This is a genomic window from Lampropedia cohaerens, from assembly GCF_001005215.1.
GTDB lineage: Bacteria > Pseudomonadota > Gammaproteobacteria > Burkholderiales > Burkholderiaceae_C > Lampropedia > Lampropedia cohaerens.
In genome coordinates, this window is record NZ_LBNQ01000011.1 from 14,380 (window position 1) to 34,203 (window position 19,824).

Here is a 19,824-nt window from a genome sequence, read left to right on the forward strand (position 1 = left end):
AGCGGGTGGAGAAACGCTCGGGAAACGAGGCAGGCTAGGCAGCGAGACGGTGCGCCTGTTCGGGCCGCCACTGCATCACGCCGGGTTGCCCCACGTTGAAAGGGGCGTCGACAAAGGCCGCTTCCGGCACCATGGCCGAGAATTCGGCTGTGGCATGTGTGGTCAGGGTCTTGCCCTGCTGCTGCAGGCCCAGCAACACATGGGTGCCCTGGTATTCCACATCCGTCACGACGATGGGGATGCTGGCCTGCGTGGCGTCGCGGGGGCTGGAGTCGGCCAGGATCTGCACGCGGTCGCAGCGCACCGCGACCTTGCCCTCGCCGGTGTCAATGATGTTGTGTCCGCCCATGAAGCGGGCCACGAATTCGCTGGCGGGGCGGTTGTAGATCTCCCAGGGCGTGCCTACCTGTTCGATGGCGCCATGATTCATGACCACCATGCGGTCGGCCAGCGCCATCGCCTCTTCCTGCGAGTGCGTGACGTGAATGAAGGTCAGTCCCAGCTCTTGCTGCCAGCGGCGCAGCTCCGCGCGCATTTGAATGCGCAGGAATGGATCCAGCGCCGAAAGCGGCTCGTCGAGCAACAGCGCGCGCGGGCGGGTGATCAGCGCCCGCGCCAGTGCCACGCGCTGCTGCTGGCCTCCGGATAGCTCGCCGGGTTTGCGCTCGGCCAGATGGCCCATCGCCACGCGCTCGAGCAACTCCTGCGCACGGGCGCGGCGCTCGCCCCTGGCGACGCCGCGCATCTTGAGGCTGAAGGCCACGTTGTCCACCGCGCTGAGGTGCGGAAACAGCGCAAAACTCTGGAACATCATGGCCGTGCCGCGCGCGGCCGCGGGCAGGTCGGTGATGTTCTTGCCAGCCAACAGAATGTCTCCGCTAGTAACGCTCTCGTGCCCGGCAATCATCCGCAATGTGGTGCTCTTGCCGCAACCCGATGGACCCAGCAGGCAGCAGTAGCTGCCACCTTCCACATGCAGGTCAATGGTGTCCACGGCGGCGGCGCCTGGGCCATAGCGTTTGGTCAGGGCCACCAGTTCAATGGCTGCAGGTTGCGAGTCTCGTGTGGTCATGCACACGGCTCAGCAAAGTCCGTGCCAGTCTCTTACACACTAGGAGATGAAACTGTGTACGGGATTTACTGTATGTGTGCGCACGTTTTTCGTGCGCGATGTGCCGCCGATGCACCTGCGCGTCGACTAAATTGGTGCGCCCCCAAGCTTTGCGGGTGGAATATGCCAGTGCAAGGGGCCGCGAGGTTTAGCGTTGGGTGCGCACGGCACCGCACCGCACAAAATAACAGCCGCGTGCCAGGGCTGGTCACGCGGCTGTTGTTGTACTGCCAAGGTTTGCTGCCAGCGCCAGATTCTGGCGCGACACAGGCAGAGGTATCTGCCCCGCGGAGGGGGGCAATCCGTGCCCGGGGCCTTATTGCGCTGCGGCTGCCTTGGCCTGCTCAATCCAGCCGTCGAATGTGGCCTGATTGGCCTTGATCCACGCGTCTACGTGGCGCTCGATGGCGGCCTGGCTGTTTTCGCCTTGTTGCATGCGCAGATTCTGGGCGTTGATGTCGGCAATCGGCAGATGCATGACTTCGAACAGCTTGGCTGCGGCAGGGTTGGCTTCGGCAAAGGCACGGTTGGCCACGATATGCTGCGTATTGACCGGGAAGCCGTAGTTTGAGCCATCAGGCAGCTTGGTTTCCACGCCGGCCTGCTCACCGGGCAGGGAGGTGAAGGGCACCTGCAGCCAGACGACGTCCACGCCGGGCTTGAGCACGCCGGAGACCCAGTACGGCGTCCAGGTGTAGTAGAGGATGGGCTGGCCCTGCTGGTAGCGTGTGATGGTGTCGGCAATCAGGGCGGAATAGCTGCCCTGGTTGTGCACGACGGTGTCGCGCAGCCCGTAAGCATCTAGGTGATGCTCGATCACGGCCTCGCAGCCCCAGCCTGGCGTGCAGCCGGTCAGGTCGGCTTTGCCGTCGCCATTGGTGTCGAACAGCTTGGCAATTTCAGGCTGCTTGAGCTGCTCGATGTTGGTGATGTTGTGCGCCTCGGCGGTCTTCTTGTCGATCAGATAGCCCTGCAGCGAATTGTTCACATAGGTGCCCTGGCGGTAGAACTTGGCATCGCCGCCGGCATTCTTGTAGAAGTCATCATGCAGCGGCACCCAGTTGACGGCCAGGAAGGTAGCGTCGCCGTTGGCCAGGGCGGTAAAGCCGGTGGCGTACTCGGTTTCCTGGATGTCCTTGACGTTGTAGCCCAGTTGCTCAAGCGCGCGGCTGACCAGAAGGGTCTGGAAGGTTTCCTCGGCGATCGAACTCTTGATAGGTTGAACATCGATGCCCTCGCCGGGCAGATCTTGCGCATGGGCGCTGCTCACTGCAAGGCCAAGCAATACGGCGCCAGTGAGGCGGTGCAATGCGGTCGGTTGGGTCGTTGTCATGGTTCTCTCCTGAAGTTACAAGGGTTGGAGTGGCAATCGAGGGCGGATGGCCGGGGGCCACCATTTACCGGTCCAAGAGGCCGCCGCGTGGGCAGCCCATCGGTCACTGTGCGTGGGCGGCTTCGCGTGCTTGTGCCAGCCAGCCATCAAAGGTCGCCTGATTGGCGGAGATCCAGGCATCGACGTGGCGCTCGATGTCATTGCGCGAGCCCTCGCCTTGCTGCATGCGCAGGTTTTGCGCACTGATGTCGCCAATGGGCACCTGCATGATCTCAAACAGTTTGGCTGCCGCAGGGTTGGCCTGCGCGAAGGCGCGGTTGGCGACGATGTGCATGGCGTTGACGGGAAATCCGTAGTTGTCGCCAGAGGGCAGCTGGGTGTCGATGTCCTGCTGGGCACCGGGCATGGCGGAAAATGGCACCTGCAGCCAGACCACGTCTTCGCCGGGCTTGAGCACCCCGGAGACCCAGTAGGGCGTCCAGGTGTAGTAGAGAATCGGCTGGCCCTGCTCGTAGCGCGTGATGGTGTCGGCAATCAGCGCAGCGTAGTTGCCCTGGTTGTGCTGCACGGTCTCGCGCAGGCCATAGGCGTCGAGCTGGTGTTCCACCACCGGCTCGCAGCCCCAGCCGGGATTGCAGCCGGTCAGGTCGGCCTTGCCGTCGCCGTTGGCATCGAACAGTTTGGCGATGGCAGGGTCCTTGAGCTGATCAATCGAGCGGATGTTGTGCGCATCGGCGGTCTTTTTGTCGATCAGGTAGCCCTGCAGGGCATTGGCCACATAGGGACCTCCGACGCGGTAGAACTTGGCGTCGCCACCTGCATTGGCGTAGAAATCATCGTGCAGCGGTTTCCAGTTGATGGTCGTGAAGGTTACGTCGCCGTTGGCCAGCGCGAGATAGGCAGCGGCGTAGTCGGCCTCCTGAATCGGCTTCACGGTGTAGCCCAGTGCCTCGAGCGCGCGTGCAACAATCAGTGTCTGGAAGGTTTCCTCCGGAACGGAGGTCTGGATGGGTTGCACGGCGATGCCTTGCCCGGGTTGCATCTCGCTGGCGTGGGATGCGGCCATGCATAGTGCGGTGGCCGCGCAGGCGGCCAAGGCCTGGCGAAGGCGCGGTGGCACGCGCAAAGATAGCGGGGACTTCGAGGCAGTTTGATCGGTCAAATGCATGCGTTGGGTCGCTCCTTATGAATGGCTATGGGTGAAAAAAATGGGGGAGAACACGTACAGGCCCGGTAATTCAGGAAGTCTGCAAGTCGCTCGAATCCGGCGTCTTGCGCGACTGCGATGCCCCGTCGGAGGAGGGGGGGGCGACCGTCCTGGTTGCCTGTGCTGGCCCCGGCTTGCTGGTGATGAGGCGGCGCACCAGTCCGATCGGGCCGCCGTCGAGCCAGGACTGGCCACCCCGCTTGGGCTGGCCCATGGCCTGCGTGATGCGGTCGAGCATGATGGCCAGCAGCACGATGCCCAGTCCGCCAACCGTCGCCAGGCCCATGTCTAGTCGGCCGATGCCGCGCAGCACCATCTGCCCGAGGCCGCCGACGGCAATCATGGAGGCGATCACCACCATCGACAGTGACAGCATCAATGCCTGGTTGATACCGGCCATGATCGACGGCATGGCCAGCGGCAGCTGCACCTTGGCGAGCATCTGCAGCGGTGATGCGCCATAGGCCTTGGCGGCTTCGATCAGGTCTGGACGTACCTGGCGGATGCCAAGGTTGGTCAGCCGCACCAGCGGCGGCAGGGCAAAGACGATGGTGACGATCACGCCCGGCACGTTGCCAATGCCAAAGAGCATCACCACCGGAACCAGGTACACGAAGGCAGGCGTGGTCTGCATGGCGTCGAGCACCGGGCGCATGATGCGCTGGGCGCGGTCACTGCTGGCCAGCAGGATGCCCAGGGGCAGGCCGATGAGCATGCAGAACACCAGCGATGTGAGCACCAGCGCCAAAGTGACCATAGCTTCCTGCCAGACACCCAGCATGGCCACGACCAGCAGCGAGATCAGCGAGCCGATGGCAATGGCGCGGCCCGCAAACTGCCAGGCGATCAGCGTCAGCAGCGCAATCATGGCCAGTGTTGGCATGGTCTGCAGGCCATGCTGAATGCCGCTCAGAACGGCGTCGATGGGCGTGCGGATGGACTGGAAGAAGGGGCGGAAACTGGCGACGAACCAGTCCAGGCCGCTATTGATCCAGTCCTGCACCGGCAGGCTGCCATCCCACAGCTGGCTGATCTGAAAGCCTTGGGTGTCGGTGCCCTCTGGGCCTGGCGAGGCGGCTGACAGCCAGTCGCTGGCTGCTGATCCCGACTCCGATGCGTTGGAGGAGGCGGGCGCTGCCGTGCTCCAAGGGTTGTCGGCAGCGGGTGCCTGCTGTGCAGCGGGCGAGGCGGTGCTCGCTGCCCATGGATTGTCGGCCGCAGTGGTTGGCGCTGAAGCGTCCGATGGCGCTGCCGTGGCTGCCTGACTGGTGGCGGCCCATGGATTGTCGGTGGCGCTGTTTTGCGCAACCAGCGTGGTATTGGTGTTTTCGTTCATGGCATCTCCTCCTGAATTCAGGCGGGCGTCGCTTCGCCTGTCGGCGCTGCGGTGTGCGGGGGGTCGGCGGGAATGGGCGGCGTCTCACGATCGAGAAAACGCAGCAGCCGGGTGCGACTGACCACGCCCAGAAAGCGCCCGTCCGCAGCCACGACCGGTAATGGATAAGGCACCTGCGCGGCGCGGCCGAGCAGGTCGGCCACCAGTTCATCCTCACGCGCAACCACGACATCGGGCAGGAAGGCATCGCGCAACGGTTGCAAGCGTGTGCTGCCATCGCGCGCAGCGCGCAGCGAGTCGACCGACACCACCCCCTGGAACTGATGGCCGCGCGAGACGACGTAGCCGTATTCACGGTCCTGCTCCTGCAGCGTGCGCAGTGCGGCGCGCAGGCCTTGCCCCTGCTGCTCCTCCAGCAGCGGCTGGGTGAAGCGGGCGATGTCACTGGCCTTGAAGACCACCGAGGCGTCGACGCCCCTGGTGAAGCTGCGCACGTAGTCATCGGCCGGCTGGCGCAGGATTTCCTCCGGCGTGCCTACCTGCACCACGTGGCCATCCTTCATGATGGCAATGCGGTTGCCGATGCGCATGGCTTCGTCCAGATCGTGCGAGATGAAGACGATGGTGCGCTGCTTGATCTCCTGCAAGCGCAGCAGCTCCGACTGCATGTCGGTGCGGATGATTGGGTCAAGCGCAGAAAATGCCTCGTCCATCAGCAGGATGGAAGGATCTGCCGCCAGCGCGCGGGCCAGGCCCACGCGCTGCTGCATGCCGCCTGAGAGCTCATCCGGATAGCTGCTGCCCCATTCGCCCAGCCCGACCTGCTCCAGCGCAGCCTGGGCCGCGCGGTGGCGCTCGGCACGTGGCACGCCAGCGAGTTCCAGGCCGAATGCCGTGTTGTCCAGCACTGTCATGTGCGGCATCAGGGCGAAGGACTGGAACACCATGCTGATGTCCTTGCGCCGCAGGTCGCGCAATGGTCGGTCGGCCAGCGCATTGATGTCCTGGCCGTCGATCAGGATCTTGCCGCTGCTGGGTTCGATCAGGCGGTTGAGCATGCGCACCAGCGTGGACTTGCCTGAGCCGGACAGGCCCATGATGACGAAGATCTCGCCGGCCTCGATGCTGAAGTGGGCGTCATAGACGCCGATGGACTGGCCCGTCTGCGCCAGAATGTCCTGCTTGGAATAGCCTTGCTTTGCCAGCGCAATCGCTTGCTCGGGCTTGTCGCCGAACACCTTGAAGACGTGTTCGATCTGAATGCTTTTTGCCATGTTGCTGCAACTCCTTTCCGTTGTCAGAAGGGATGCGCGTGCGCACATCATCGGCAGCCTTGGCTGTAGTGATCCAGGAGGCTCACCACAGCCAAAGCCGCTATCGACGCCTTGGCAGCACCTGCGAGCGGCCCACCGGCCTGGCTGCGCAGTCAAACAACAAACGCTAAATCAAGCGAAAGCCATCAGTCCGACGCGGTGCCAGGGCACTGCGATCGGGCTGCCGGGAGCGCGCAAAAAGCCTTTGCGTGCCTCCAAGCGGACAGGTGCACAAGGTGCACGCTGCCGGGCATCGGGTCGGAAATCACGACCATCGGGGTGGCGGCAGGTCCATGGCGGGCCTGCCGACCGGTGAAAGCATCACGCCTGCCAAGCCGTGAAAGACTTTCAGCATGCGTGGGCGGAAATGGAAATTCCGGAATGGCACGTAATGCGGTGCAAAACTGCAACATTACCGGAAAAACTGCTTGCAATTATAACGTGCCTGGGATGATAGCGCCTTCGTGGGACGCGTCGCGCATGGACCATCTCTCCGCGTAAGCCGCAGGATTGGCGGCGGTGATGGAACTGTTGGCAGCGTGCGGCGCGCCATCGGCCATGCGCGGATGTCCCCATGGCGGCCGGGCTGGCACTAGAATTGCTGGCACCGTGATCAGGCCATCCTAGGCCCGATAATCTTCAGAGGAGAGAACATGCACATCAAATGGTTGGCGCTGGCGGTTGGCAGCGCAATGGCTTTCGCATCCGTCAGTGCCAGCGCACAGGACCTGCGTGTGGCGGTGGACCCGACGTATGAGCCGTTTGTCTACAAGAACGAGCAAGGCGAACTGGTCGGTTTCAACATTGATTTCTCTCACGCCATCTGTGAGGAACTCAAGCGCAACTGCGTGTTCGTCGAACAGGTCTGGGACGCCATGATCCCCGGGCTGCAAAGCCGCCGTTATGACGTGATCATCAGCGACATGTCGATCACCGAAGAGCGCAAGAAGGTCATTGACTTCACGGACCGCTACTACAAGACGCCGGGCACCATCGTGGTGAGAAAGTCTCTGGACTATCAGGGCCACGATTCGCTCAAGGGCCTGCGCCTGGGCGTGCTCAAGGGCAGTACCCACGAGCGCTATGCGGAAGGCGAGCTGGCACCCAAGGGCGCACAGATCATCAGCTACGAGGCGCAGGATCAGGTCTATCTGGACATCAATGCTGGCCGGCTTGACGGAACGGTGGCCGACAAGGTCGAGGTCACCGGAGGTTTTCTCAGCAAGCCCGAGGGCCAGGATTTCAAGACCGTAGGCCCGGACCTGCTGGAGGAGAAGTATTTTGGCGCCGGCATGGGCATTGCATTGCGCAAGGGGCAGGATGAATTGCGCGAACAGCTCAACGCAGCCATCGCCTCGCTGCGCAGCAGCGGAAAGTACCAGCAGATTGCCAGCAAGTACTTCGATTTCGACGTTTACGGCGAGGATTGACGTCCTCGCTGAGGACCGCCGCTTAACATAGCGGTGGATGGCTGCGGTAGCCTGTCTGCTGTTGCCACAACCGGCTTGGCGTGCGCCCACTGGCAGCGCCAGGCTTTTGTTTTTGCCTGCATGGATGGGCATTGCCGATGACGTTTCCTTTTTCTCTCGCTGCCCACTCCTGGCGGCACCTGACCGCATGACTGGCTACCACCTTTCCGTTCTTCAGGGCGCGGGCGTGACTATCGTGGTGGCGCTGCTGTCGCTGGTGCTGTCCGTGATCTTGGGGCTTCTGGGCGCGGCCGCCAAGCTTTCGCGCAACCGGCTGCTGATGGCCCTTGGCGGGCTCTACACCACCATCGTGCGTGGAGTGCCGGAGCTGGTGCTGATACTGCTGGTCTTCTACGGCGGGGCGATTGGTATCAACGTGCTGCTGGAGAAAGTGGGCTACAGCCAGGGGATCGTGTTCAACCCGCTGGCCGCTGGCGTGCTGACGATCGGCTTCATCTACGGCGCGTATATGACAGAAAACTTCCGCGGAGCGATCAAGGCGATCCCGTTTGGGCAGCGCGAGGCCGCGCTGGCGTTCGGGATGCGGCGCTGGCAGGTGTTTCGCCGCATCACCTTTCCGCAGATGATCCGCTACGTCGTGCCAAGTTTCACCAACTCCTGGATGGCGTTGCTCAAGGCGACAGCGTTGGTCAGCTTAATTGGTCTGCACGACATGACCTATCTGGCGACGCAGGCAGGTCGGGCTACGCGAGAACCTTTCCAGTTTGTGCTGATGACGGCTGTGCTCTATCTGGCCATGACCACCGTCTCGCTGTGGGTGCTGCGTTGGGTGAATGCGCGATACAGCCTCGGGCACGAGAAAGTCACGCTGTGATGCGGAGCAAGCCATGAACTGGGCCGTTCTTTTCGAACCCGACAACCTCGCCATGTATCTGCGTGGGTTGTGGGGCACATTCTCGATGCTGATGGGCCTGCTGGCCGCGGGCGGGGTAGCGGGCGTGGTGTTCGCGCTGATGCTGACCTCGCGCTCGTGGCTGCTGCGCAAGCTTGCGTCGATGTTCACGTATTTCGTGCGTGGCACACCGCTGCTGATCCAGATCTACCTGATTTATTTCGGCATCGCCCAGCTGGCCTGGGTGCAGGCATTGTGGGACGACATCTGGCCGCTGATGTGGTTCAAGAGTGCGCTGTTTTGTGCCATGCTGGCGTTCAGCATGAACCATGCCGGTTATCTGGCGGAGATCTTGGCAGGCGCCATCCGTGATACCGGCAAGGGCGAGATTGAGGCAGCCTACGCGATGGGCATGGGGCGCTGGCAGGTCATGCGCCGCGTGATCCTGCCTGGCGCGCTGCGCAGAGCACTGCCCGCCTACAGCAACGAGGTGATGCAGATGATGCACGGCACCAGTCTGGCCTTCACGGTACCGGGGTTGATGGAGCTGACCTCGGCGGCACGCAAGATTAACAGTGACTACTACCTCACCTTCGAGGCCTTTCTCTTTGCGGCGCTGCTGTATCTGGTCATCACCTTCGCGCTGATGGGGCTGTTCCGACTGGCCGAGCGCCGCTATACCCGTTACCTTGACCCCCGCGCGGCGTGAGCGCAAGCGCAAGCGTCCTATCCCTGTGCCGATGCACCCGCCACCTTCTTCCATGACCTCATTGCAACAAGCCCCCCAGAATTCCGCTGAGTCTGTGACCCTGAAATTGCAGGCGTTGGACCTGTACAAGCGCTACGGCGGCAACGAGGTGCTCAAGGGCGTGTCGCTGGCGGCACGCGCGGGGGACGTGATCAGCATCATCGGCAGTTCCGGCTCCGGCAAGAGCACGTTCCTGCGTTGCCTGAATCTGCTGGAGCGCCCCAATCGGGGCAAGATTGTGCTCACCGGTGAGCAACTGGAGCTGGAGCAGCGCGCCGATGGCGAGCTGCATGCCCGCGACCTGCGGCAGCTGCAGCGCTTTCGCACCAAGTTGGCGATGGTGTTTCAGCACTTCAACCTGTGGGCCCACATGACGGTGCTGCAGAATGTCATCGAGGCACCCGTGCAGGTGCTCAAGCAGCCGCGCGATGCAGCCATCGCGCAAGCCCGGCGCTATCTGGCCATGGTGGGCCTGCAAGATCATGAGGACAAGTATCCTAACCAGCTCTCGGGAGGCCAGCAGCAGCGCGTGGCCATCGCGCGCGCACTGGCGGTGGAGCCGGAGGTGATGCTGTTTGACGAGCCCACCAGCGCACTCGATCCCGAACTCGTGGGAGAGGTGCTGCGCATCATGCAGTTGCTGGCTCAGCAGGGTCGAACCATGGTGGTTGTTACGCACGAAATGGCGTTTGCCCGGGAAGTCTCCAACCATCTGGTGTTCCTGCACCAAGGTGTGATTGAAGAGCAGGGCGATCCCCGTGAGGTGCTCTCCAATCCCCGCAGCGAGCGGCTGGCGCGGTTTCTCTCGGGCAACCTGAAGTAGCGCTAGGCGGCGAGCACTCTGCACGCACGGACGCAGGCGTCGCGGATTGGCGCGCACGTGGGCGTTGGCAGGAGAGCGGGGTGCCGACACATGCCGGATACCCTGGGCAGGCAGGCAGGCAGGCAGCTCAGCGCCCGCGAACGATCGCATCGTGCGTGATGCAGCAGCGTTGTAACTTCTTCCTCTTTTCCGACGGCCAGCGTCGCGTGTGGGATCCTCGCCCTGTCTCGCGCGCGCTTCCTTCGGTGGGGCGCCGTGACGTTTGCAACGATCGTGAAGGGGGCTCAGTAGCGGGTGCTGGGCGAGGCGTTGCGCTTGACCTTGGGCCGCTGCAGGCGCTGCACAGCGTTGCCCTGTTCCTCCTTGGGGGCCTGATCGAGCCGGATGTGCGCCACCAGCCCGCCCGAGTTGGCATTGGTGAGGGCAAAGCGTCCACCCATGCGCGAGATTGTCTTGTCTACGATCGACAGGCCCAGGCCTGCGCCGGCAGCAGAGGTGCGGGCGCTGTCACCGCGGAAAAATGGCTTGAGCAGGTTGCCCAGATCTTCCTCTGGCACACCGGGACCATGGTCGCGTAGCTTGACAAGAACGTATTTGCCATTGGAGAAGGATGTGGCATAAATGTCGACGCGGCAGACGTTGGTGCCGGGCGTCTTGCCGTAGCGGCGGGCGTTTTCCAGCAGGTTGGTGATGACCCGCGCCAGCTCGACCTCGTCGGCATAGACGAACAGATCCTGCGGGATCTGCACGTGGATATCCATCTCGCCATGCTCCTGGACCGAGTAAACGCAGTTGGCCACCAGGTTGTGCAGGTTGACGCCAGTGCGCTTGGTAGAGACAGGCCGCGCGTAGTCCATGAACTTGTCGATGATGGCATCGAGCTGGACGATATCCGCCACCATGTGCTCACGGGCGATCTCGTCCGTCACGCTCATTTCAGTCTCCAGCCGCAGCCGCGCCAGCGGCGTGCGTAAGTCGTGCGAGATGCCAGCCAGCATGACCGCCCGGTCCTGCTCGACCTTGGCCAACTGCTCGGCCATGCGATTGAAGCCGATATTGAGTGCGCGGATCTCACTGGTGGCCACTTCCTCGTCGAGCTGGCTGTTGCCGAAGTCGCCGTCACGCAATCGAAATGTCGCCTGCGAAAGTTCACGGATAGGCTTGTTGAGTAGCCGCGTGATCAAGGCTGCCCCTGCGAGCGACAGCAGCATGGCGATGATGAGCCAGAACACCACCGTGCGGCCCTCCACAGGTGTGAGCCGCGAGCTGTCCATCAGCAGCCAGGTGTAGTCGTCGCCCAGCCGGAAGCTCACCCACAGGCCAGGCGTGCCATTGACGCTACGCGCTACCAGGGTCTCCTCGCCCAGGCGTTTGCGGATCTCCTGCGTCAGCTGAATGCCCAGCGGACTGTCGTTGAGCAGCTCGAACGTATCGGCTGGCTCATGCGGCTGGATGCGCATGCCCTCCTGCTCGGATAGGGCCTTGAGCAGGGACACGCGCGAAATTGGATCCGTGTGCATCAGCCCCACGCGGCTGAGGTTGACCATGGTGGCAATCTGCTGGGCCGTATGCAGCGTGCGCGGCTCGAACTCCAGCGCGCGAAAGGACAGCAGCCATGCCAGGATGGTGGTGATCAGCAGCGCTGAAAGCAGGATGAAGGTGCGCCAGAACAGGGACACGCGCAGGCGCCGTTGCCTGGAGCCTTCCTCCTGATCGGCACGCAGCAGGTCCGAGTCGCTGGGAACGTCGTAATCATCCATATCGATGGTCGAGAAAGCACTGCGCATCGTTTCTTCTTGTTATGCATCTGCCACGCGAGCGGTCTGATGGCGGCCAGCGGGCAAGAAAAAGGCAGCGCGGCCATCATAGCCGAGCTGCCGCAATGGGGATAATCCCGTGGCGGTTCAGTTGTTGCCGTCGGGGACAAAAACATAGCCCACGCCCCAGACGGTCTGGATGTAGCGTGGCGATGCCGGATCCTCCTCCACCAGCTTGCGCAGGCGCGAGACCTGGACGTCCAGGCTGCGGTCGAAGGGCTCAAACTCGCGCCCGCGGGCCAGCAAGGCCAGCTTTTCGCGCGAGAGTGGCTGGCGCGGGTGGCGCACCAGCGCCTTGAGCATGGCGAATTCCCCGGTTGTCAGCGGCAGCTCCTCGCCGTTCTTGCGCAGCGAGCGCGCACCCATGTCGAAGGTAAACGCTCCGAAGGTGACTACGGCGTTGTCGCCCGCAGGCGCTCCGGGCGCCTCCTGCATGGGGCGGCGACGTAGCACGGCGTGGATGCGTGCCAGCAGCTCGCGGGGGTTGAAGGGCTTGCCTACGTAGTCGTCAGCGCCCACCTCCAGTCCGACGATGCGGTCGACATCCTCGCTTTTGGCCGTCAGCATGATGATCGGTGTCCGGTCATTGCTGCCGCGCAGACGCCGGCAGATGGAAAGGCCATCTTCGCCGGGCAGCATCAGGTCCAGCACGATCAGGTCAAAGGTCTCGCGCAGCATGACGCGGTTGAGCGCCTTGCTGTCCTCGGCCACCATGACCTCGAAGCCCTCCTGCGTGAGATAGCGGCGTAGCAGGTCGCGAATGCGTGCGTCATCGTCAACGACCAGAATCTTGTCGCCTCGACCGGTCGTGGTGGCTTCGCCGGCATCTTCAATCAACACGGTTTCATCGGTGCTCATATGCGTCTTCTGGAAATGTGTAACAGCGCCATTGTTACAACATTTGGGCAGCGAGTGTCAATGTAAGGTGTTGATTTGCATAAATGTTACATTTATTGCGTCCTCGTCGCATGCGCAGCCTCAAGCCGTGAGGGAGTGGTCGACGACCATGTGGGCAAACCCTTCAACCCCCGTGAGCTGCAGGCGTACAACCAAGCCGTGGCGCGCACTGGCAGGGCGAACGGATATGCATAGGGCGAGTGGCGGCAGCAGATTTTCCGTCGCAGGCAAGTACACCGACGGCACCCCCGGAGCACCGGCCCCCAAGTGCTGGCGACAATAAAAAACCAGCCTGAAGGCTGGTTTCCTGAAATGCCGGATAACTGGCGGAGCGGACGGGACTCGAACCCGCGACCCCCGGCGTGACAGGCCGGTATTCTAACCAACTGAACTACCGCTCCCGGCAGCACATGATGTCGGCTTTTCGGCCTGCAGCATGCGTTGTAAATGGCGACCCTACGGGGATTCGAACCCCGGTACCCACCGTGAAAGGGTGGTGTCCTAGGCCTCTAGACGATAGGGTCAAAGAGCCTGAGATTCTAACCAGAAAAATCTGCCTTGAAACTCAAAAACTCCCTTAATGGTCGGCGTGGCGGGATTCGAACTCGCGACCCCTTGCACCCCATGCAAGTGCGCTACCTGGCTGCGCTACACGCCGGAAAGCCAGTGATTATAGCCAGCTTTAGGCGCCTTCCGGACAAAGTAACGCACGAATTTGCAAAAGTTGCTGGCGCAGCGTTGCAGGGGCTGCGGGCTCCTGGGCGAGCAACGGCTGTGGGTCGCCGGCAGGCGCACCGAAAGAGGCGGACGCGTTGGTCTGCGGCGCCTGGCTGTGCACTGCAGGGCTGCCGGCTGGCGCGGCAGCAGGCAGCGGCGCAAGGGGGTCACTGGTGCTGTTTTGCAGGCGGCTGCGCGCACCGCTGATCGTGAATCCATGCTCATACAGCAACTCGCGGATACGCCGGATCATCAGCACCTCATGATGCTGGTAGTAGCGACGGTTGCCGCGCCGCTTCATGGGCCGCAGCTGGGTGAACTCCTGCTCCCAGTAACGCAGCACATGGGGCTTGACGTCGCACAGTTCGGCGACTTCACCAATGGTGAAATAGCGCTTGGCGGGAATGGTTGGCAAGGAGGTCGACATGGCTGCAGTCAAACGTAAACAGGCGCATGCGCTGCGCGCTCAGGAGGAACGCTGGCAATGATACTCCGCTCGCTTTCACGGTATCTGGCTATGCGCTTTCATGCAGGGCGCTGCATGGGCGTGCACGGTCTTTGGCCGCGCGTTTCTTCCATAGGCAGGGACAGCCGCAGCAATATGCGGAAGATAGGCTGGCAAGCCTGCATCAGGCCTGCTGCACCTTCTCTTTGAGCTTGGTGCTGGCCTGGAAGGTGACGACACGGCGCGCTTCAATGGGGATGACCTCACCGGTGCGAGGGTTGCGCCCCGGGCGGGCAGCCTTGGTGCGCACCTGGAAATTGCCGAAGCCGGAGATGCGCACGCTCTCGCCGTCGATCAGGCGCCTGGACATCAGCTCGAAAAAGGCATCGACAATTTCCTTGGATTCGCGCTTGGACAGGCCGATGCGCTCGTAGAGCAGATCGGCCAGCTGAGCCTTGGTGAGTGAATTCGGCTCCAGGCTTTCGATATCGATGGGCAGCTCGGTCATGGTGTTGTGTTCCTGCTGTGAAGCGGCATGGGATGGGCGGATCAGCCGCGCAACCGCGCGCCGGTGGCGCTGCGCAGTGTTTCTAGCACAGTGCTGATGCTGGCGTCGATCTGCGCATCGGTGACGGCTTCGCCGCGGCCGTCCAGACGCAAGCGTATCGCCAGGCTTTTCTCGCCGGGGGCGACGGTGCCGCCGGTCTGGCCGGCCGCAGGGCGATAGATGTCGAACAGTTGGGCATCGGCCAGGGCTAGTGCCGGTCTGGCGCGCGCAAGTGCAGCCTGGATGTGGGCGAACGGCACGTCTTCGGCGACGACGAGGGCGATGTCGCGCTCGATCAGCTGGTACCTAGGCACGGGCTTGGCCGCGGGGATGTCGCGCGCGAGCACGGCTTGCCAGTCGAGCTCGAACAGCACCGGCGCATGGGCGAGCTCCCACTGCTGGCGCCACTTGGGATGAAGCTCGCCGATGATGCCGATGGGCTTGCCGTCGAGCAATATCGCTGCGCTGCGGCCGGGATGCAGTGCCGGATGGTCGATGGCCTCGAAGGAGGCCACCCGCGGCGCGAGCAAGGTTTCCACATCGCCCTTGACGTCGTAGAAATCCACGCGCTGCTCGGGCTGGCCCCACTGGCGACCATCGACGTCACCATAGGCGATGCCGGCCACGCGCATCGGTTGATCGACGCCTTGTACAGTGGTGTCCGTGGTGGCCACGCTGGCATCGCGGCGGAAGACGCGGCCGACCTCGAACAGCCGCACGCGGCTGGCGCGCCGGTCGAGGTTGAACTTGAGTGCATTGAGCAGCGAGCCCATCAGCGTGGAACGCATCACGCTCATCGGCGCGGCAATGGGATTGAGCAACCGGATGGGCTGGGTGTTGCCAGCCAGCTGGTATTCCCAGGCTTCTTCCACGAAGCTGTAGTTGATCGTCTCCTGGTAGCCGAGGCTGGCCAGCAGGCGTCGCGCGGCGAATTTGTCACGCAGCGCCTCGGACTGGCGCCGCACCGTGACCGGGGCCAGCGGGGGCGTGTCAGGCAGGCGATGAAAGCCGATGATGCGCGCGACTTCCTCGATCAGGTCTTCCTCGATGTGCAGATCGAATCGATAGGCAGGCGGCGTGACGTGCAAGGTCTCGCCTTCGGTCTCGAACGGCAGCTGGAGGCGGTGAAATGCCTGCTCGCACTGCGCGGTGGTGATCGGCATGCCAATCACCTTGGCCGCACGCGCGACGCGCAGACTCACGCGCCGCTGTGGCGGCAGCTGGAGAATCTGGTCATCAAGCGGACCAATCTGCGTGCTGCCCGTGCCGCAGATGTCCAGCACCAGCTGGGTGATGCGCTCGACCATGGCTGCCGTGCGGCAGGGGTCGACGCCACGCTCGAAGCGGTGGCCGGCGTCGGTGGAGAAGTTGTAGCGACGCGAGCGCCCCTGAATCGCCTCGGGCCACCAGAATGCGGCTTCGACGTAGATATTCTGTGTGCTGTCGCTCACGGCGGTGGCGTTGCCGCCCATGATGCCGGCCAGTGATTCGACCTGGCGGGCATCGGCAATCACGCCGACTTTGCCGTCGAGCGTGATGGTGGTGCCGTTAAGCAGCTCCAGCGTCTCACCGGCCTTGCCCCAGCGTACCTGCAGCTCCCCGTCGATCCTGTCGAGATCGAAGATGTGGCTGGGCTGGCCGTACTCGAACATCACGTAATTGGAGATATCCACCAGTGCCGTCACGCTGCGCTGGCCGCAGCGGGCGAGCTTTTCCACCATCCACGCAGGGGTCTTGGCCTGCGGATTGACATGGCGGATGACGCGGCCTGTGAAGCGTCCGCAGAGATCTGGCGCCTGCACCGTCACGGGCAGACGGTCCGGCACGGTTGCGGCGACAGCGGTAATGGACGGGGTATGCAAAGGCGCGCCCGTCAGTGCCGAGAGCTCGCGCGCGATGCCGTAGATGCTCAGGCCATGCGCAAGATTCGGGGTGAGCTTGAGTGTCAGTAGCGCGTCATCCAGCCGCAGGTAGTCGCGGATGTTGGCGCCGACGGGGGCGTCGGCAGGCAGTTCGAGCAGACCGGCATGGTCTTCGGCAATCTTCAGTTCCCTGGCCGAGCACAGCATGCCGTGGCTGGCCACGCCGCGCAGCTTGCCGACCTTGATCTTGAACGGCTTGCCATCGTCGCCGGGCGGCAACTCCGCGCCGACCATGGCACAGGGGACCTTGATGCCCGCACGTGCATTGGGCGCCCCACAGACGATGGTCAGCGGCTGCCCGCCTCCGGCGGAACCGACGTCGACCTGACAGATGCGCAAACGGTCGGCATCGGGGTGTTGCGCGACGTCAAGAATGGCGCCGACCACGATGCCGGTGAACGGTGGCGCCACGGTTTCGATGTCCTCGACTTCGAAACCGCCCATGGTCAGTGTTTCGGCCAGTTCCTGTGTGGTCAGTTCAGGGTTGCAGAACTCGCGCAACCAGGATTCGGGAAATTGCATAGCGGGACGGTGTGCGTTGGTGATCGGGCGTGAGACAAGAGATGCTGCGTGCAGCCGAGCGGGTCGGCCGCACAAGCCACATTCAGGCGAACTGGCTGAGAAAGCGCACGTCGCCGTCGAAGAACAGGCGCAGGTCATTGACGCCATAGCGCAGCATGGTCAGCCGGTCAGGTCCCATGCCGAAGGCAAAGCCGATTGTGTGCTGGGGATCTAGGCCCATGTTGCGCACGACGTTGGGATGGACCTGGCCAGAGCCTGCCACCTCCAGCCAGCGTCCGGCCAGTGGGCCACTGGCGAACTGGATGTCGATTTCGGCGCTGGGCTCAGTGAAGGGAAAGAAACTGGGACGAAAGCGTAGCTGCAGGTCTTCGCGCTCGAAAAATGCCTTGCAGAAGTGGGTAAAGACGTACTTCAGGTCCTTGAAGCTGACGTTTTCACCCAACCACAGCCCTTCGCACTGGTGAAACATCGGCGAGTGCGTGGCATCGCTGTCAACGCGGTAGGTGCGCCCTGGCGCGATGATGCGGATGTCCGGCAACACGTCGCCCCTTTCGAGCAGGTGGCGGTATTTTTTGACGTGCTGGTGGGCATAGCGCACCTGCATCGGGCTGGTGTGCGGGCGCAGGTTGTAGTGGATGCCGTCCTCGTCCTTCAGATCGACATAGAAGGTGTCCTGCATCGAGCGGGCAGGATGGTTGGGCGGATTGTTCAGTGAGGTGAAGCTGTGCCAGTCCGACTCGATCTCAGGACCATCGGCCACGTCAAAGCCCATGGAGCCAAAAATCTGCTCGATGCGTTCCATTGTGCGGGTGACGGGGTGCAGCCCGCCACTCTGGCGCCGCCGCCCGGGCAGGGTGACATCCAGACGCTCGGCCTGTAGCTGGCGTTCAAGCTCCATGTCGGCCAGCTCCTGGCGACGTGCCTGCAACGCGCGCTCGATAGCCTGCTTGGCCTGGTTGATGGCCGCGCCCTGTGCTTTCTTCTCCTCGACGCTCAGCTGCGCCAGCCCCTTCATCAATGTGGTGATCTGGCCGCTCTTGCCAAGGTAGACGGCTTTGGCATCTTCCAGGGCAGCGGGCGTTACCGCTTCGGAGAACTGACGTTGGGCTGCCTCGATCAACGCTTGCAGGTCGGCACTCATGGTGTTGTGGTCCTTACGCGCATGCACACGAATTCAAAAGAAAAGGGCTGGTGCCCAGGGAATCTGCATGCAGATCCGCAAAGCCCAGCCCGGTGCGGGGAGTGTCCTCATCGCAGGACACTCACCTGATGGATTATGCTGTCAGTTTTGCCTTTGCCTGCTCGACCAGGCTGCCAAAAGCGGCTTTGTCGAACACGGCCAGGTCGGCCAGCATCTTGCGATCGATTTCGATCTGGGCCTTCTTGAGGCCATTGGTGAACTGGCTGTACGTCAGCCCCAGCTCACGCGAAGCAGCATTGATACGCGCAATCCACAGTTGGCGGAAGACGCGCTTCTTGGTGCGGCGATCGCGGTAGGCGTACTGGCCAGCCTTCATGACGGCCTGCTTGGCAACGCGATAGACGTTGCCACGGCGACCGCGGAAGCCCTTGGCCAGTTTCAGAATCTTTTTGTGACGGGCGTGAGCCGTGACACCACGTTTGACGCGAGGCATGTGCGTTTCTCCTTACTCTGTTACAGACCAGCGAATGGCAGCATTTGCGCCATGTGGCCGAGATTGGTTTCATGCACATTCGCTGCGCCGCGCAATTGGCGCTTGTTCTTGGTGCTCTTCTTGGTCAGGATGTGGCGCTTGAACGCCTGACCGCGCTTGACGGTGCCACCTGGGCGCACGCGAAAACGTTTTTTCGCGCTGCTCTTGCTTTTCATTTTGGGCATAACAGCTTCCTTGATTGATATTGTGTCTGTCAGGCGTGCCCGCCGCGTGAAAGCAACCTTGGCTGCTGTGCCGCGCGGACCCTTCTAGACCGATGCCTGCAGTCCACTTGTGATTTCCGCATCGCGCAGGCCATGCTGCAGATCGCGGAAAAGCCGTGCATTATACACGGCCTGGAGGAAAACCCTGCGCGGGCTACCCATGGCGCCGGGGCTGTTGGCATCCACCGCGGGCAATGGGCGCAACAGCAATGCCTGCTGGCCACCGGGTCAGTCGTTGGAGGCCTGCGTTTCCGCCTCGGACCTGGGCTTGGCGCCACCGCTGGCTTTCTTGCGCTGCGGTGCGATCATCATGATCATCTGACGGCCTTCCAGCTTGGGAAACTGCTCGACCACGATGGAGTCGGCCAGATCATCGCGCAGGCGGTTGAGCAATGCCAGACCGAGATTCTGGTGGGTGATTTCGCGGCCACGAAAACGCAGCGTGACCTTGACCTTGTCTCCCTCCTCGAGGAAGCGGCGGATGTTGCGCAGCTTGATGGCGTAGTCGCCATCGTCGGTGCCGGGACGGAACTTGACTTCCTTGATGTCGATCACCGTCTGCTTGGCCTTGGCCTCGGCGGCGCGCTTTTGCTCCTGGTACTTGAACTTGCCGTAGTCGATCAAGCGCGCCACAGGCGGTTTGGCCGTCGGGGCGATCTCGACCAGATCCACATCCATGTCGCCAGCCATGCGCAGGGCCTCCTGCAAGCTGACGATGCCGATGGGTTCGTTGTCAGGGCCGGTCAGGCGCAGCTCGGGCGCGACGATCTCGCGGTTCAGGCGGTGTTTGCGCTCCTCGCGGTGGCGGCGGTCACGGTATTCAGTAGCTATGGCTATCACCTTCTATGGTTGGTTTCGGAAAAGCAC

Annotated in this window: 18 protein-coding genes and 3 tRNA genes; 4 read left to right on the forward strand and 17 right to left on the reverse strand. The window is 62.8% G+C overall.

Going from position 1 to position 19,824, the window contains the following annotated elements; all coding sequences use genetic code 11:
- Positions 1-34 precede the first annotated feature (34 nt).
- From AAV94_RS02285 to proV, 5 genes are all read right to left on the reverse strand, one after another.
- Positions 35-1,072, reverse strand: a complete 1,038-nt coding sequence (locus tag AAV94_RS02285; protein ID WP_046740717.1) for an ABC transporter ATP-binding protein — start codon at positions 1,070-1,072, stop codon at positions 35-37.
- A 355-nt stretch (positions 1,073-1,427) separates the two neighbouring features.
- Entirely contained in the window at positions 1,428-2,444 is a 1,017-nt protein-coding gene (gene proX / locus AAV94_RS02290) for a glycine betaine/L-proline ABC transporter substrate-binding protein ProX (RefSeq protein ID WP_046740718.1), read from the reverse strand.
- Between the two features lie 103 nt (positions 2,445-2,547).
- Positions 2,548-3,612: a glycine betaine/L-proline ABC transporter substrate-binding protein ProX gene (proX, locus tag AAV94_RS02295; RefSeq protein ID WP_084824687.1), complete on the reverse strand. Its 1,065-nt coding sequence runs from the start codon at positions 3,610-3,612 to the stop codon at positions 2,548-2,550.
- 70 nt (positions 3,613-3,682) lie between these two features.
- Positions 3,683-4,987 carry a glycine betaine/L-proline ABC transporter permease ProW gene (gene proW, locus AAV94_RS02300; RefSeq protein WP_084824688.1) on the reverse strand — a complete coding sequence of 435 codons (1,305 nt, stop codon included), beginning with the start codon at positions 4,985-4,987 and terminating at the stop codon, positions 3,683-3,685.
- A 17-nt stretch (positions 4,988-5,004) separates the two neighbouring features.
- Positions 5,005-6,261: a glycine betaine/L-proline ABC transporter ATP-binding protein ProV gene (gene proV / locus AAV94_RS02305; protein ID WP_046740719.1), complete on the reverse strand. Its 1,257-nt coding sequence runs from the start codon at positions 6,259-6,261 to the stop codon at positions 5,005-5,007.
- Positions 6,262-6,953: 692 nt separating this feature from the next.
- Here proV and AAV94_RS02310 point away from each other — a divergent pair.
- The 4 genes from AAV94_RS02310 (at position 6,954) to AAV94_RS02325 (ending at position 10,193) form a co-directional block, all read left to right on the forward strand.
- On the forward strand, positions 6,954-7,730 hold the full coding sequence (locus tag AAV94_RS02310) for a transporter substrate-binding domain-containing protein (RefSeq protein WP_046740720.1): 777 nt from the start codon (positions 6,954-6,956) through the stop codon (positions 7,728-7,730).
- A 187-nt stretch (positions 7,731-7,917) separates the two neighbouring features.
- Positions 7,918-8,604 (forward strand): ABC transporter permease, encoded by a 687-nt coding sequence (locus AAV94_RS02315; protein ID WP_046740736.1) that lies wholly within the window; start codon positions 7,918-7,920, stop codon positions 8,602-8,604.
- Positions 8,605-8,617: 13 nt separating this feature from the next.
- Positions 8,618-9,331 (forward strand): ABC transporter permease, encoded by a 714-nt coding sequence (locus AAV94_RS02320; RefSeq protein ID WP_046740721.1) that lies wholly within the window; start codon positions 8,618-8,620, stop codon positions 9,329-9,331.
- Positions 9,332-9,383: 52 nt separating this feature from the next.
- Positions 9,384-10,193, forward strand: a complete 810-nt coding sequence (locus AAV94_RS02325; RefSeq protein WP_046740722.1) for an ABC transporter ATP-binding protein — start codon at positions 9,384-9,386, stop codon at positions 10,191-10,193.
- Positions 10,194-10,477: 284 nt separating this feature from the next.
- Here the strand turns inward: AAV94_RS02325 and AAV94_RS02330 are convergent, their stop codons facing one another.
- The 12 genes from AAV94_RS02330 to infC all read right to left on the reverse strand — a co-directional run bounded on the left by AAV94_RS02330 (position 10,478) and on the right by infC (position 19,797).
- Positions 10,478-11,980 (reverse strand): ATP-binding protein, encoded by a 1,503-nt coding sequence (locus tag AAV94_RS02330; protein WP_407927301.1) that lies wholly within the window; start codon positions 11,978-11,980, stop codon positions 10,478-10,480.
- 117 nt (positions 11,981-12,097) lie between these two features.
- A complete protein-coding gene (ompR, locus tag AAV94_RS02335; RefSeq protein WP_046740723.1) occupies positions 12,098-12,868 on the reverse strand; it encodes an osmolarity response regulator transcription factor OmpR in 771 nt (256 codons plus the stop codon).
- Between the two features lie 363 nt (positions 12,869-13,231).
- Positions 13,232-13,308 (reverse strand) — tRNA-Asp (locus AAV94_RS02340).
- A 47-nt stretch (positions 13,309-13,355) separates the two neighbouring features.
- Positions 13,356-13,431: transfer RNA gene (locus AAV94_RS02345), tRNA-Glu, on the reverse strand.
- Positions 13,432-13,488: 57 nt separating this feature from the next.
- A tRNA-Pro gene (locus tag AAV94_RS02350) sits at positions 13,489-13,565 on the reverse strand.
- A gap of 24 nt (positions 13,566-13,589) precedes the next feature.
- Positions 13,590-14,051, reverse strand: a complete 462-nt coding sequence (locus AAV94_RS02355; RefSeq protein WP_046740724.1) for a MerR family transcriptional regulator — start codon at positions 14,049-14,051, stop codon at positions 13,590-13,592.
- Between the two features lie 202 nt (positions 14,052-14,253).
- Positions 14,254-14,577 (reverse strand): integration host factor subunit alpha, encoded by a 324-nt coding sequence (locus AAV94_RS02360; RefSeq protein ID WP_046740725.1) that lies wholly within the window; start codon positions 14,575-14,577, stop codon positions 14,254-14,256.
- A gap of 41 nt (positions 14,578-14,618) precedes the next feature.
- Positions 14,619-17,060 carry a phenylalanine--tRNA ligase subunit beta gene (gene pheT / locus AAV94_RS02365; RefSeq protein ID WP_046740726.1) on the reverse strand — a complete coding sequence of 814 codons (2,442 nt, stop codon included), beginning with the start codon at positions 17,058-17,060 and terminating at the stop codon, positions 14,619-14,621.
- An 82-nt stretch (positions 17,061-17,142) separates the two neighbouring features.
- Positions 17,143-18,201, reverse strand: coding sequence for a phenylalanine--tRNA ligase subunit alpha (pheS, locus tag AAV94_RS02370; RefSeq protein WP_046740738.1), 1,059 nt, complete (start codon positions 18,199-18,201; stop codon positions 17,143-17,145).
- A gap of 133 nt (positions 18,202-18,334) precedes the next feature.
- Complete coding sequence (rplT, locus tag AAV94_RS02375; protein ID WP_046740727.1) at positions 18,335-18,694, reverse strand: 50S ribosomal protein L20; 360 nt, start codon at positions 18,692-18,694, stop codon at positions 18,335-18,337.
- A gap of 20 nt (positions 18,695-18,714) precedes the next feature.
- Positions 18,715-18,918, reverse strand: a complete 204-nt coding sequence (rpmI, locus tag AAV94_RS02380; protein ID WP_046740728.1) for a 50S ribosomal protein L35 — start codon at positions 18,916-18,918, stop codon at positions 18,715-18,717.
- A gap of 267 nt (positions 18,919-19,185) precedes the next feature.
- Positions 19,186-19,797 (reverse strand): translation initiation factor IF-3, encoded by a 612-nt coding sequence (gene infC / locus AAV94_RS02385; RefSeq protein ID WP_084824689.1) that lies wholly within the window; start codon positions 19,795-19,797, stop codon positions 19,186-19,188.
- Between the last annotated feature and the right edge of the window lie 27 nt (positions 19,798-19,824).

What these genes read in the sequence shown, in the direction of transcription:
- pheT (WP_046740726.1), bottom strand. Translation starts at nt 17,060, where the DNA reads ATGCAATTTCCCGAATCCTGGTTGCGCGAGTTCTGCAACCCTGAACTG.
- pheS (WP_046740738.1), bottom strand. Translation starts at nt 18,201, where the DNA reads ATGAGTGCCGACCTGCAAGCGTTGATCGAGGCAGCCCAACGTCAGTTC.
- AAV94_RS02315 (WP_046740736.1), top strand. Translation starts at nt 7,918, where the DNA reads ATGACTGGCTACCACCTTTCCGTTCTTCAGGGCGCGGGCGTGACTATC.
- AAV94_RS02355 (WP_046740724.1), bottom strand. Translation starts at nt 14,051, where the DNA reads ATGTCGACCTCCTTGCCAACCATTCCCGCCAAGCGCTATTTCACCATT.
- rpmI (WP_046740728.1), bottom strand. Translation starts at nt 18,918, where the DNA reads ATGCCCAAAATGAAAAGCAAGAGCAGCGCGAAAAAACGTTTTCGCGTG.
- proX (WP_084824687.1), bottom strand. Translation starts at nt 3,612, where the DNA reads ATGCATTTGACCGATCAAACTGCCTCGAAGTCCCCGCTATCTTTGCGC.
- AAV94_RS02325 (WP_046740722.1), top strand. Translation starts at nt 9,384, where the DNA reads ATGACCTCATTGCAACAAGCCCCCCAGAATTCCGCTGAGTCTGTGACC.
- proV (WP_046740719.1), bottom strand. Translation starts at nt 6,261, where the DNA reads ATGGCAAAAAGCATTCAGATCGAACACGTCTTCAAGGTGTTCGGCGAC.
- ompR (WP_046740723.1), bottom strand. Translation starts at nt 12,868, where the DNA reads ATGAGCACCGATGAAACCGTGTTGATTGAAGATGCCGGCGAAGCCACC.
- proX (WP_046740718.1), bottom strand. Translation starts at nt 2,444, where the DNA reads ATGACAACGACCCAACCGACCGCATTGCACCGCCTCACTGGCGCCGTA.
- AAV94_RS02320 (WP_046740721.1), top strand. Translation starts at nt 8,618, where the DNA reads ATGAACTGGGCCGTTCTTTTCGAACCCGACAACCTCGCCATGTATCTG.
- AAV94_RS02330 (WP_407927301.1), bottom strand. Translation starts at nt 11,980, where the DNA reads ATGCGCAGTGCTTTCTCGACCATCGATATGGATGATTACGACGTTCCC.
- AAV94_RS02285 (WP_046740717.1), bottom strand. Translation starts at nt 1,072, where the DNA reads ATGACCACACGAGACTCGCAACCTGCAGCCATTGAACTGGTGGCCCTG.
- rplT (WP_046740727.1), bottom strand. Translation starts at nt 18,694, where the DNA reads ATGCCTCGCGTCAAACGTGGTGTCACGGCTCACGCCCGTCACAAAAAG.
- AAV94_RS02360 (WP_046740725.1), bottom strand. Translation starts at nt 14,577, where the DNA reads ATGACCGAGCTGCCCATCGATATCGAAAGCCTGGAGCCGAATTCACTC.
- AAV94_RS02310 (WP_046740720.1), top strand. Translation starts at nt 6,954, where the DNA reads ATGCACATCAAATGGTTGGCGCTGGCGGTTGGCAGCGCAATGGCTTTC.
- proW (WP_084824688.1), bottom strand. Translation starts at nt 4,987, where the DNA reads ATGAACGAAAACACCAATACCACGCTGGTTGCGCAAAACAGCGCCACC.